Raw genomic sequence first — 12,287 nt, 5'->3', positions numbered from 1 at the left:
CATGGTGAGAAAATCATACTTTTCTCTCACTTTTCTATACTCAGGTAAATATCTTCCCGCCTGACGCATTATCCATATTGGGGTTCGCTCAATCTTTTCTCCTTTACAAGCTTTTAAAAATATATCATTCATCAACTTTAGCCCCAAAATTTATTTTTCTTTACTTATCAACTCGGCGAGAAATTTCGCATCTGGTTTGGGGTTAAACTTCATCGGATTTATATCAACATTTAAACCAAATTTTTCACACTCCCTCAATGTCGTTTCACCAATAACAGCAATTTTCTGTCCATTAAATTTAATCTGACCAAAAATTTCAAAAAAGTTTCTTACACTTGATGGGCTGAAAAAAGTTATAAATTTTATGTCGCCATCTTCAATCATCTTTTTGATATTCTCTTTTTCCTCTTCGCTCACCTCTGGTTTTACCGTTTTATAAACCACTATATCGTCAATCTCAAGACCATTTTCCTTTAAAAGTTTTATTGAGAGCTCGTCAACAAGGTTACCGTGTGGAAATAAAAACCTTGAACCTCTTTTTTCAGATAAAATCTTTGCGAACAAATCTTCCTTATCCGATTTCGCCGGCAAAGTTTCAACACTAAAACCATACTTCTCAACCTCACTTTTCGTCTTTATGCCAACAGCGTGAAATTTTTTTGTTCTCAACTTTTCAATTGGATGAAACTTCGTAAATCTTTCAAAGAAAAATCTCACAGCGTTTGAACTTGTGAAAATTATATCAGTATAATCATCAATTCTTTTGATCTTTTCATCAACTTCATCCCAAGAATCAGGTTCAGTTATTTCAATTGTTGGCAAGAAAACTGGGGCAAAGCCAAATGATTCAAGGTATTTTGCGAATTCAAGCGCTTGCGATCTATCCCGTGTTATTAAAACTTTCATATTCAATTTAATTTTCTTATTTCGTCAAGGATTTTTGAAGCACCTTGTTCAAGGAGTTTCTCCGCAAGTTTAAAGCCAAGCTCTTCAACATTTTCATTTACATCATCTTCTATTGAATCACGAACTAAAAATGAGCCATCAAAATTGCTTACCATCGCAGAGAGTTTAATTTTCCCATTTGATACAAACGCAAATGCTCCAATTGGAATTTGACATCCGCCCTCAAGATATTTTAAAAGAGCCCGTTCTGCTCTCGTCGCAAGTTCGGTTTCCTGATGATTTATTTTTCTGACCAGTTCAAAAATTTTTTCATCACTTTCTCTAATCTCAACGGCTATTGCACCTTGACCAACCGCTGGGAGAATAAAATCAGTTGAGATTACCTCTGAAACCCTATCCGTGTAATTCATCCTTTTCACCCCAGCATAAGCCAAAACCATGCCGTTCCAATTTGATTCATCAAACTTTTTAAATCTTGTATCAATATTTCCACGAAGATCAACGAATTGAAAATCAGACCTTAAATGTAAAAGTTGTGCTTTCCTTCTCAAACTTCCCGTTGCAATGATTGAATTTTGAGGAAGTTCGGTAAGTTTTAAATTATTTTTAGATATTAAAACATCTCTTACATCCTCACGCTCTGTCACTGCACCGATAATTAAACCATCAGGTAGTTTTGTCGGAAGGTCTTTCAAACTGTGAACAGCGATGTCAATTTCACGATTTAAAAGTTGAACTTCAATTTCTCTTGTGAAAATTCCTTTATCCCCAATTTTTGAAAGAGGAGAATCAAGAATTTTATCACCTTTGGTTTTTATGATCCTGATTTCAAATTCAAGTTCTGGAAAGATCTGCGAAAGTTTCCCTTTCACAAATTCGGTTTGCCAAAGCGCAAGTTTACTTCCTCGTGTCCCAATTACTATTTTTCGCATCATTTAAAAATCTATTTTTGTTCAAGCCCAAATAACTCTCTGACAAACTGTATGAATTTTATCCTTTCTGATTCAGGTTTTCCGTTTGATGATTCACGAATACTTACAGTTGGGTTATGAAGTAATTTGTTTACAAGTGATTTCGTTAATGCATCAACCTTTTGGAAATCCTCTGGGGAAAACTTGTTTCTGTATTTTTCAAGTTCAAGTTGCCTTATCTGCTCAAATCGTTCACGCAGAAGTTTTATCGTTGGTGCAACTTGATGTGCCTCATACCATTTAATAAAATTTTTAAGTTCTTCGTCAATTATACGCTGAACTTTTGGAATCTCGTTTAACCTCCTTTCGTAGTTTGCTTTTGCAATTGATTCAAGTGAATCAATATCTTCAAGAAAAACATTTTCAATATCCTTAACCGCTGGCTCAACATTTCTTGGAACGCCGATATCTATGATAAGAATAGGTTTGTTTCCCCTCCTTGACATTGCACTTTTCACTTGAGATAATGTTAGTATGTAACCACTGACAGTTACAGAGCTTATTACAACATCAACCTCAACAAGTTTGCTTGTGATTTCTTCAAGTCTTATAACCTTCCCGTTAAATTGTTCAGCAAGTTTTTGAGCTCTTTCAATTGTTCTATTTGCGATGTAAAGCTCGCTTACCCCATGAGATATGAGATGTTTTGCGGTAAGTTCAGCTGTCTCACCAGCTCCAATGAGCATTCCCTTTTTCTTTGAAAGGTCGGCAAAAATTTTCTCTGCAAGTTCAACTGCTGCATAGCTTACCGAGACAGCCCCTTCACTTATTGATGTCTCCGACTTTGCCCTTTTCCCCGTTCTAAAAGCAGTATGAAAAACCTCATGAAGCAGAGTCCCAACAACACCACATTTTACAGCAACCTCATAAGCGTCCTTTACCTGCCCAAGGATTTGAACATCGCCCACAAGCATTGAATCAATTCCGGAAGCAACTTCAAGAAGATGTCTAACCGCATCATAAGAGCGCAATATGTAAAAGTGAGATTGATTTACAACTCCTCCAGCTCCCTTTTTTAAAATGAGGAAATCTATAAGTTGCTCTGGTTTAATCTCATCACCTTTTAAAACTCCGTAAAGTTCTGTTCGGTTGCAGGTTGACAAGAGAACCCCTTCCTTCAGGAAAAGTTGAACAATTTCAGGAAGAACTTTTTCGGTTTCATCAAGCGTATAATAAAGTTTTTCCCTTATCTCAAGGCTTGCAGTTTTATGATTTAATCCAACGAGCAACAAGTCCATATTCATTTAAAAAACCTTAATTTATCAATAAAATCTGTGAAATCCTGACATCGCATTTGCGAAAGCCATAACAACAAAGGCAAGAAGAAAGCCAATAATTGACATAATTGCGGTTTTTTTGCCAGTTAAACTTACTATCTTTCTCATTCCTAAACCACTGCCATAGACGAACCATATAACAAAAGTCCCAATAAGTTTAGCATCTGTGTATGAAAAGTTCTTGAAAGCCTTCGGTAGCCAAATGAAACCAACAATTATAACAAATGTCAAAGATATGAACCCAACAGTTGCCGACTTATGAAGCATTGATTCAATAGTTTCAAGGTTTGGGAGATTTTTATAAACGGTATCAAATGTTTTACTTCTAATTTTGTTGTAAAGCATTATGTAAAGAAGTCCATAAATTGCAGAAAGAGCAAAAGCAGAATACCCAACAAGTGCAAAAGTCACATGAAGTGCAAGTAGCTCATTTTTTAAAACATCATGTTCAAACCCATAAATATCCCTTGAGAAAAGCCCCGCTACTGACACAAGAATTGAGGAAATAAGAATTGCAAAGAAGCCAGTGTTTTTAATCTTCGTCAGCGATTCAATCACAATATACGCGAGTGCGAGAGAAAAACCAAGCACACATAGAAGTTCAAATATTGATGTCACTGGAGGATGTTTAAGTTCTGCAGTTCTAATCACAAGATAAATGAAATGAATGAAAAGCGTGAAAACAAGAAATTTTGTTTTCCATCTCCTCGCCGTTATATCGTCTTTAAAAAATGCCCGACCATATAGCCAGCAAGTTGTTATATAAAAAATTGGTAAAACAATTTTAAAAATTTTCAAAACAGGAAACATCGTTTGAGCCAAAATTAATTTCTTCAAATGTAAATATAACCTGTTTTTTAAATCAAAACAAATTGAGAAAAGATGTTGAAAAATTTTTAAGCCCATAACATTGATGCACTTTAAGGGATGCTTTTAACCCTTGAAAAGTCAAAAACACTTGACAATTTCAAAAAAATTTTTATATTTATAATTGAAAACTGATTTAAAACAAAGGTTAAACTCTTTATGCGTGTTGCTCTTGTGTTCAACTTGAAGAAGGAGAAGACGGATGATTCAAGTGGAGATGATTCGTTTAGTAGTGTTAAGTTCTTAAATAAGTTAAGTGCTGAACAAAAAGAAGAAATAATTGATGACACCTACGCCGAGTGGGATACATGGGAGACAATAAATGCTGTTAAACTCGCCCTTGAAGAAAATCACACCGTCACTTTGATTGAAGCTGATGAAAATTCCTTTGAAAAATTAAGAAGAACAAAACCTGATATCGTCTTCAACATCGCAGAAGGCTTTCACGGTGCAAGCAGAGAAGCACAAATCCCCGCCATACTTGAAATGTTAAACATACCTTATACTGGAAGCGATCCACTAACACTTGCCATCTGCCTTGATAAAGCACGAACAAAAGAGATTTTATCTTACCACAAAATTCCAACAGCAAAATTTATTGTTGTTGAAAACCTTGATGAATTTGATGGTGATATTGAGCTTGAATTTCCACTCATAGTTAAACCACTTCACGAAGGTTCAAGCAAAGGTATTTTTAACTCTTCAGTTGTTGAAAATAGAAAAGAATTGCTCTTTGAGATAGAAAGAATTCTAAATACATATAACGAGCCAGCCTTAATTGAGGAATTTCTACCAGGTAGAGAATTTACAGTTGCGATACTTGGAAACGGCAAAGATGCCCGAGTTTTGCCAATAATTGAAATTAAATTTGACTCGCTTCCCCCAGAAGCAAAACCAATTTACTCATTTGAAGCAAAATGGATATGGGATACCCCACAGAAACCACTCAACATTTTTCAATGCCCTGCTGAAATAGATAAAAAACTTAAAGAGACAATTGAAAAGATAGCACTTTCAACTTTTAAAATTTTACGCTGTAGGGATTGGTGTAGAATTGATATGCGCCTTGATAAAAACGGAATCCCAAACATACTTGAAGTTAATCCATTGCCAGGTATCCTTCCAAATCCAGAAGACAATTCATGCTTTCCAAAAGCAGCACGTGCAGCGGGGTTAACCTATAATCAAATGATAAACGAGGTTCTAAATTCAGCATTGAAAAGATATGGAATGATTTGATGAAATGATTGATAATCAATCAAGTGAAAATAAAATACAGGTGCTTTATGTTTAAAGGTTTGGAAATAACGGTTATATATAACGACCCTACCATGATTGAGCCAAAAACCGAGGTGTATGATTCTTCAATTACCGAAATACGAAATGAGATTGAATTTATCACAAATTCACTTGAAAATGCGGGTTTTAAGGTTCAAGTATTGCCAGTTTATAACGCAAGAAAATTTATCAACGACCTTCTGAGTTTGAAAACCAACTTAATATATAATTTTTGCGAAATGGTTGAGCTTGAATCAAGTGAAGAAATTTTTGCAGCTGGATTATATGAATTGCTGAAAATCCCTTATACAGGAGCCCCACCGATGACGCTTGGGCTTTGCCTTGATAAAGCGAAAACAAAAATTATACTTTCACATTATAAAATTCCAACAGCAAAATTTGAAATTTTCAACGAGTCATTGAATGGTCATAGGAGAATAGATCTAAATTTCCCCTTAATAGTTAAGCCTCTTCATGAAGATGCAAGCACAGGGATAAATGAGAAATCAGTCGTTTATGAAATGAAAGAACTTGAAGAAAGAGTTGATTTTATCACAAAGATGTTTAAACAACCAGCGCTTGTTGAAGAGTTTATTGATGGAAGGGAAGTAAATGTTGCAATACTTGGGAATAAGCCACCTATTGTTCTTCCAATTTCTGAAATTGACTTTTCCCAATTGCCCTCGCACCTTCCAAAGATAGTAACTTATGAGGCGAAATGGATTCCGAACACAGATTATTATGAAAAAACCATCCCCATATGCCCTGCTCCACTTGACCCAGAACTTGAAAGAAAAATCAAAGAAATTGCGCTTTCATGCTATAACATAATGGGATGCAGAGATTATGCAAGAGTTGATATGAGGATTGATAAAAATGGAAATCCCTATGTCCTTGAGGTTAACCCAAATCCAGATCTTTCAAGAAATGCTGGGTTTATGCGTTCCGCTTCTGTTTACGGGTTAACACCATCTGAAACAATCGTGAAAATAGCAGAAATAGCCCTTGAGAGAATCTATGAAAATAAGGAAGTTAAAAAATAAAGATCGTGAAAAGATAATAAAAATTTTAAAGGAAACAGACATGTTCACAGAAGAAGAAATAAATGTTGCGACTGAATTGATTGATGAATTTCTTGCAAAGGATGAAGAAAGCGGATATGAAATTTACACTGCGGTTGATGATGCAGATAACCCAACTGGATATATATGTTTTGGTAAAAGACCGCTTACGCAAGGGACTTATGATATTTACTGGATTGCTGTTGAGCCATCTTTACAAGGAAACGGGATTGGCAAAAATTTAATGAAATTTACAGAACAAAAAATAAAAGAAAAGGGAGGGACTTTAATTCTTGTAGAAACATCTTCACAAGAAAAGTATTTGAAAACAAGATTATTTTACAAATCGTGCGGGTATGAGGAAGTAGCCCGCATCAAAGATTTTTATAAAGTAGGGGACAATTTAATAATTTTTGCAAAATATATTTAAGGAGGCAATTTTTATGGAGCTCTGGCAAGAGCTATTAAGAAAAAGCATTGAAACAGCTGAAGATTTTGCTGAAGTTTTCGGGGTAGATAAAGATTTGATGAGAAGAATAATTGAAAAATACCCCGCAAGGATCAATCCTTATTATTTAAGTCTAATAAGATACAAAGGGGATCCGATATGGCTTCAATGTTTTCCAGATATAGAAGAACTCACAGATGAAGAAATGCCTGAGGATCCACTTGATGAGGATGAAATGAGCCCCGTGCCAAGCATTACACATAGATACCCAGATAGGGTTCTTTTCCTTGTCACAAGCCAATGTTCCATGTATTGCAGATTTTGCACAAGAAAGCGAAAAGTTGGGGATTCAAGCAAAATAAGTATGAAGTTTATTCAAGATGGAATTGAGTATATAAAGAATCATCCAGAGGTGAGAGATGTTATATTATCTGGCGGTGATCCGCTGATGCTTACCGATTATATGCTTGAAAAAATCATCAAAGCTTTAAGAGAAATTCCACATGTTGAGATAATAAGGATAGGGACGAAAATGCCATGCGTGCTTCCGCAAAGGATCACCGAAAATCTATGCAACATGCTGAAAAAATATCATCCGATTTATGTCAACACCCATTTCAATCACCCATGGGAGATAACACCAGAAAGCAAGCGTGCGTGTGAAATGCTTGCCGATGCAGGGATTCCAGTTGGAAACCAAACTGTGCTTTTGCGTGGTGTTAATGATGATCCATATGTAATGCAGGAATTGATGAAAAAACTTCTTGCGATAAGAGTAAGACCATATTACATTTATCAGGCAGATATAACTCGTGGCGCGAATCACTTCAGAACGCCGATAAAAGTTGGCATTGAGATAATGGACAAACTTCGTGGGCACATTTCCGGGCTTGCTGTTCCCTACTATGTTATAGATGCACCAGGTGGCGGTGGTAAAATCCCAATTCTTCCACATTATGTTATAGCTCACAACGAGAACGAAATTATACTTAGAAACTTCAGGTATGAAATTTATGTCTATCCAGATGTCAAGGAAGAGGAGATAGAGGAAATAAGATATGAGCCGAAACCAAGCACGGAGCCGAGAAAAATCATTGAAAGGAAAAAGTGGCTCGTTGAATGAAAATATAATTTAAAAATTTTCAAAGAGGCGGAGAGCAAACTCCGCCTTTTTTATTTTTTGATAAAATTTTTAATTTATCTTGGAACATTACTTTGCATGATTTAGTTTATTTTTTTGAATAAAAAATTCACAATCAATGAGGTGTCTTCCAATGAAAAAATTTATTTTTGTCGTCGCAATTTTAATTTTCGGGGTCTCCCTTCAATCACAGGATAAAAAACAACCCAGACCCCCGTCAACACGAGATACGATTATTGTATATGAAAACCCACCAGATTTTAAATTAATTGATACCCTTGGGCTTAGAAAAGCTTGGGGAATTGATTTATCAGTTGCAAATAATGGCTTCGCATTCGGAACATTTTACAGATACCAACTAAAGGATGTTTATTTTCTTCAGGCGACGATTAATTTTATGACCGCAAAAGATAAAAACGAAGTTGAATATATAGACCCGTGGACTGGGCAAACATTTGTCCCAAATAAAGTTAACAGAATTTTAGTTTTGCCACTCTCAATTTCGCTTCAATATCGCTTATTTAAAGATGAACTTGCAGATAACCTCCGACCCTTTTTAATGGCTGGAACTGGACCAACTTTGATCTTCACAACCCCATATGAGAAGGAATTTTTCAGCAGTTTAAAATATGGCAAAGCCCATTATACCGTCAATTTTTATATCGGCGTTGGGGCTTATATAGGGCTTGACCCAAGAACGATAAGTGGGTTAAGCATCAGATATTACTTCATTCCTTATTCAAAGGGAATTGAATCATTGCGAGGAAGACCAATAAAAGAATTTGGTGGGATTAATTTAACATTGACTTTCGGGATTAGCTTTTAAACAAATCTAATAAAGCATATATGCGATACGCAGAAAGATTTTGTGAGTTTTTAAATAATGTAGATAGACAAAAAACCGCGGAATTAATATCAATTATATTTGCACCCCAAATTGTCAGCGCTTTCTGTTTTGCTTTCATCTCGTTTTATCTTGAGCCAAATGTGAAGATGAAAATAATTTCTGCATTTACAACGATATCTTTTACATCAATTTTTCCAACAGCTTTTGTTTACTATCTGATCTATAAAGGCAGGATAGAACACCCATTTGTTCCCATTCGTGAACAGAGGACAATCCCATATCTTTTTGCCGTGTTAAGTGCGCTCATCGGCTTTTTCATTCTACTTTACTTTAAATCACATTGGCTAATAATAATTTCGCAGTGGTGCTATGTCTCAAATACCTTTATAATTTTGCTGATAAATTCAAGATGGAAAATAAGCGCTCACTCTGCTGGATTAAGCGGTCCATTAACCGTTCTTGCGTGGATATTTGGATACAAAGTTTTACCGTTATTTTTACTGATCCCGCTTGTTGGATGGTCAAGGCTATATCTCAAAGCTCATAGTTTTTGGCAAGTTGTAGGTGGAACAATGCTTGGAATTTTCTCCACATCTTTCCAAATTTACCTTGCTTCAAAAATATCTATGGCTTCATAATATGGATAAAAAACAAGTTGCCGAAATACTTGATGAAATAGCAGATTTACTTGAACTAAAAGGAGAAGTTGAATTTAAAGTCAGAACATATAGAAATGCTTCAAGAATTATCCGTGAAGTTAAAGGGGATTTAAAGGAACTTGTCAATTCAGGGGAACTCGCAAAAATAAAAGGTATAGGTCCAAACCTTTTTGAGAAGATAAAGGAACTCGTTAACACTGGACAATTGAGATATTATGAAGATCTTAAAAAGTCAATTCCAGAAGGCTTGTTTGAACTTCTTCAAATTCCAGGGCTTGGACCTAGGAGAATCAAAACTATTTATGAAAAGCTTGGCATAACAACAATTGCTGAGCTTGAATACGCCTGTAGGGAAAATCGCCTGCTTAAACTTGATGGATTCGGTAAAACGATACAGGAAAAAGTTTTAAGAGAGATTGAAAAGTTAAAGCAAACAGCCGAATATCATCTTTTATCATTCGCTTTCCCAGTTGTTAAAGTAGTTGAGGATTTCATCAATTCAAATCTTAATGTTATTAATTTCACGATTACGGGAAGCTGGAGAAGGAAGAAAGAGCTAATAAGGGATATTGATGTCGTGTTAAATGTTAAAGAAAAAGATTTTAAAAACACAGCTGAGGTAATTCGGAAAAAATTCCCGCACATTAAAGTTATTGCTTCAAATTACAATTTTGTAAGCCTGGTCTCGGAATTCGGAATGAATGTTGATTTCATACTTGCCGATGAGGATTATGCTTTTAAAGTTTTCTACACAACGGGGAGCAAGGAGTTTTTAAACAAAATTGGTGAATATATTCTTAAACTTGGTTTCAGGTTAAGCGATGAAGGAATCTTTAAAAATGGGGAGAAACTCAAATTTCTAAATGAAGAGCAAATTTTCAACAAGTTTGGGATGAGCTTTATACCGCCAGAGCTTAGGGAAGGACTTGATGAGATTGAGCTTGCTTTGAAAGGTGAAATTCCAAATCTAATAGGAGAAAAGGATCTAATTGGTGTTTTCCACATTCATTCAACTTATAGCGACGGCTCAGATACACTTGAAGATATGATTGCTGAGTGTGAAAAACTTGGTTTTAAATTTGTTGGAATTGCAGACCATAGCAAATCTGCTTACTATGCAGGGGGCTTAACAGAAGACAGGCTTGAACAGCAATGGCGTGAGATAGATGAGTTACAGAAGAAATTCAAGATAAAGATTTTGAAAGGAAGCGAAGTTGATATCCTGCCAGACGGCTCGCTTGACTATTCAAACGATATATTGTCCAAATTTGATTTTGTGATCGCTTCAATTCACAGCAAATTTAAAATGACCGAGGAAGAAGCAACTCAAAGAATTATAAAAGCAATGAACAATCCATATGTTACGATTATTGGTCATCCAACTGGGAGACTTCTCCTTGGCAGAGACGGTTATCCTGTAAATATGAAAAAAATCATTGATGAAGCGTCAAAGCTTGGGGTTGTCATAGAGTTTAACGCAAACCCGCACCGACTTGATATTGATTGGAGGTTTATAAATTACGCAAGAAGCAAGGGCGTCAAGATCAGTATAAACCCAGATGCACATGCGGTTAGCGAAATTTATTACACAATACTTTCACTTGGCACAGCAAGAAAGGGTATGCTTACTAAAGATGATGTGTTAAATTCAATGAGCGTTGAACAAGTTCAAAACTTTTTGAAAGCGCACCGCAAGAAAAATTAATAGGAAGCCATGCAAAAGTTTATCTTTTTCTTTTTGATCTTTTGCATAAATATCTTCCCGCAGCAGAAAAATGTGAAATTAAGTGTTCAATCGCTCAAAAACGCAACATATTACATAATTTTTGCGGATACAACGGTTAAACTCAAAAATGGAAATTTTACCCTTGAGAAAAGAGATGAAGAAGGATTACTTATAAAATATCTCTCGGTTGATCTTGTCGAAGATAAAATTGCAACTGGCGATATTGACGGAGACGGTGATGAAGATGCGGTTGTGATCTTAATAAGCTCAGGAGGTGGAAGTGGTACTTTTTATGAAGTTGCGGTCATGCTAAATGATAACGGAAAACCAAGATATTTGATAGGAGAATTCCTTGGAGATAGAATAAAATTAAACTTTGTAAAAATTTTATCTGACCGCTCAATCCTTATTGACATGATTGTTCACGGACCTAGAGATTCACAATGTTGTCCCACGCTCCCCAAAACTCAACGCTATAAAATTACGGGGGGAAAACTTCAAATTATAAAATGAGATGATTAAAATCCCAGAGGATAATCGCCATAGTGTTTAATTCAAGTTTGGTATTGTAAAATTTTATTTTTAATTTTGCAACTGAAATGAACTCTGGGATAAGAAATAAACGGTGGGTTTATGCGAATAATTACAAAGGTTAAGGAGATGCAAAAAGTTGCGGATGAATTAAGGCGGGAGGGAAAAATTATTGGTGTTGTCCCAACGATGGGCTATTTACATGAGGGGCATTTGAGTTTAATACGACTTGCAAAAGAAAAAAGTGATGTAGTTATAACCACGATTTTCGTCAACCCATTACAATTTGCACCTCATGAGGATTACGATAAATATCCAAGAGATTTTGAAAGAGATGTAAAACTTGCTCAATCCGCCGGATGCGATATAATTTTTCACCCAACCGTTGAGGAAATGTATCCAGAAAATTTTTTAACTTATGTTGAAGTGGAAAAACTAACAAAAGTTCTTGAGGGCGAATTCAGACCAACTCATTTTAGAGGGGTTACAACTGTTGTGACGAAACTTTTCAATATAACAAAACCGCATATTGCTATTTTCGGTCAAAAGGATGCACAACAAGCATTGATAATAAA

14 protein-coding genes are annotated in these 12,287 nt (G+C 35.5%); 9 read left to right on the top strand and 5 right to left on the bottom strand.

Annotated elements, in window-relative coordinates; translation table 11 throughout:
• The 5 genes from AT685_RS05135 to AT685_RS05115 form a co-directional block, all read right to left on the bottom strand.
• Positions 1 to 132, bottom strand: a 132-nt coding sequence (locus tag AT685_RS05135) for a uroporphyrinogen decarboxylase family protein (RefSeq protein ID WP_320409073.1), incomplete at its 3' end; no start/stop codon positions are given.
• Positions 133 to 150: 18 nt separating this feature from the next.
• Positions 151 to 906, bottom strand: a complete 756-nt coding sequence (locus tag AT685_RS05130; RefSeq protein WP_072151809.1) for a uroporphyrinogen-III synthase — start codon at positions 904 to 906, stop codon at positions 151 to 153.
• 2 nt (positions 907 to 908) lie between these two features.
• Positions 909 to 1,841: a hydroxymethylbilane synthase gene (gene hemC / locus AT685_RS05125; RefSeq protein WP_072150081.1), complete on the bottom strand. Its 933-nt coding sequence runs from the start codon at positions 1,839 to 1,841 to the stop codon at positions 909 to 911.
• An 8-nt stretch (positions 1,842 to 1,849) separates the two neighbouring features.
• Positions 1,850 to 3,121 carry a glutamyl-tRNA reductase gene (gene hemA, locus AT685_RS05120; RefSeq protein WP_081040598.1) on the bottom strand — a complete coding sequence of 424 codons (1,272 nt, stop codon included), beginning with the start codon at positions 3,119 to 3,121 and terminating at the stop codon, positions 1,850 to 1,852.
• A gap of 18 nt (positions 3,122 to 3,139) precedes the next feature.
• Positions 3,140 to 3,991, bottom strand: coding sequence for a cytochrome C assembly family protein (locus AT685_RS05115; protein WP_159420484.1), 852 nt, complete (start codon positions 3,989 to 3,991; stop codon positions 3,140 to 3,142).
• 189 nt (positions 3,992 to 4,180) lie between these two features.
• On the opposite strand from AT685_RS05115, the gene AT685_RS05110 reads away from it, so the two are divergent.
• From AT685_RS05110 to AT685_RS05070, 9 genes are all read left to right on the top strand, one after another.
• Positions 4,181 to 5,260 carry a D-alanine--D-alanine ligase family protein gene (locus AT685_RS05110; protein WP_072151808.1) on the top strand — a complete coding sequence of 360 codons (1,080 nt, stop codon included), beginning with the start codon at positions 4,181 to 4,183 and terminating at the stop codon, positions 5,258 to 5,260.
• A gap of 47 nt (positions 5,261 to 5,307) precedes the next feature.
• On the top strand, positions 5,308 to 6,342 hold the full coding sequence (locus tag AT685_RS05105; RefSeq protein ID WP_072151807.1) for a D-alanine--D-alanine ligase family protein: 1,035 nt from the start codon (positions 5,308 to 5,310) through the stop codon (positions 6,340 to 6,342).
• Complete coding sequence (locus AT685_RS05100; protein ID WP_072151806.1) at positions 6,317 to 6,790, top strand: GNAT family N-acetyltransferase; 474 nt, start codon at positions 6,317 to 6,319, stop codon at positions 6,788 to 6,790. Before AT685_RS05105 ends, AT685_RS05100 begins: the two co-directional genes overlap by 26 nt.
• Positions 6,791 to 6,803: 13 nt before the next feature.
• Positions 6,804 to 7,931 carry a KamA family radical SAM protein gene (locus tag AT685_RS05095; RefSeq protein ID WP_072151810.1) on the top strand — a complete coding sequence of 376 codons (1,128 nt, stop codon included), beginning with the start codon at positions 6,804 to 6,806 and terminating at the stop codon, positions 7,929 to 7,931.
• A 151-nt stretch (positions 7,932 to 8,082) separates the two neighbouring features.
• Positions 8,083 to 8,775 (top strand): hypothetical protein, encoded by a 693-nt coding sequence (locus tag AT685_RS05090; RefSeq protein ID WP_072151805.1) that lies wholly within the window; start codon positions 8,083 to 8,085, stop codon positions 8,773 to 8,775.
• Positions 8,776 to 8,795: 20 nt separating this feature from the next.
• Complete coding sequence (locus AT685_RS05085; protein ID WP_072151804.1) at positions 8,796 to 9,434, top strand: phosphatase PAP2 family protein; 639 nt, start codon at positions 8,796 to 8,798, stop codon at positions 9,432 to 9,434.
• A complete protein-coding gene (gene polX / locus AT685_RS05080; RefSeq protein ID WP_234696249.1) occupies positions 9,361 to 11,160 on the top strand; it encodes a DNA polymerase/3'-5' exonuclease PolX in 1,800 nt (599 codons plus the stop codon). Before AT685_RS05085 ends, polX begins: the two co-directional genes overlap by 74 nt.
• 9 nt (positions 11,161 to 11,169) lie before the next feature.
• Complete coding sequence (locus tag AT685_RS05075) at positions 11,170 to 11,694, top strand: hypothetical protein (RefSeq protein WP_072151802.1); 525 nt, start codon at positions 11,170 to 11,172, stop codon at positions 11,692 to 11,694.
• A 120-nt stretch (positions 11,695 to 11,814) separates the two neighbouring features.
• Positions 11,815 to 12,287 (top strand): 4-phosphopantoate--beta-alanine ligase (locus tag AT685_RS05070; protein ID WP_143713131.1); only part of this gene is annotated, 473 nt, incomplete at its 3' end.

The sequence above is a fragment of the Candidatus Kryptobacter tengchongensis genome (assembly GCF_001458555.1).
GTDB lineage: Bacteria > Bacteroidota > Ignavibacteria > Kryptoniales > Kryptoniaceae > Kryptonium > Kryptonium tengchongense.
This window is presented reverse-complemented; position numbering and strand designations above follow the sequence as displayed.

Excerpts from the sequence above, each read along its gene's own strand:
- AT685_RS05095 (WP_072151810.1), top strand. The coding sequence starts at position 6,804 with ATGGAGCTCTGGCAAGAGCTATTAAGAAAAAGCATTGAAACAGCTGAA.
- hemA (WP_081040598.1), bottom strand. The coding sequence starts at position 3,121 with ATGAATATGGACTTGTTGCTCGTTGGATTAAATCATAAAACTGCAAGC.
- AT685_RS05110 (WP_072151808.1), top strand. The coding sequence starts at position 4,181 with ATGCGTGTTGCTCTTGTGTTCAACTTGAAGAAGGAGAAGACGGATGAT.
- AT685_RS05090 (WP_072151805.1), top strand. The coding sequence starts at position 8,083 with ATGAAAAAATTTATTTTTGTCGTCGCAATTTTAATTTTCGGGGTCTCC.
- AT685_RS05105 (WP_072151807.1), top strand. The coding sequence starts at position 5,308 with ATGTTTAAAGGTTTGGAAATAACGGTTATATATAACGACCCTACCATG.
- AT685_RS05085 (WP_072151804.1), top strand. The coding sequence starts at position 8,796 with ATGCGATACGCAGAAAGATTTTGTGAGTTTTTAAATAATGTAGATAGA.
- AT685_RS05130 (WP_072151809.1), bottom strand. The coding sequence starts at position 906 with ATGAAAGTTTTAATAACACGGGATAGATCGCAAGCGCTTGAATTCGCA.
- hemC (WP_072150081.1), bottom strand. The coding sequence starts at position 1,841 with ATGATGCGAAAAATAGTAATTGGGACACGAGGAAGTAAACTTGCGCTT.
- AT685_RS05075 (WP_072151802.1), top strand. The coding sequence starts at position 11,170 with ATGCAAAAGTTTATCTTTTTCTTTTTGATCTTTTGCATAAATATCTTC.
- AT685_RS05100 (WP_072151806.1), top strand. The coding sequence starts at position 6,317 with ATGAAAATAAGGAAGTTAAAAAATAAAGATCGTGAAAAGATAATAAAA.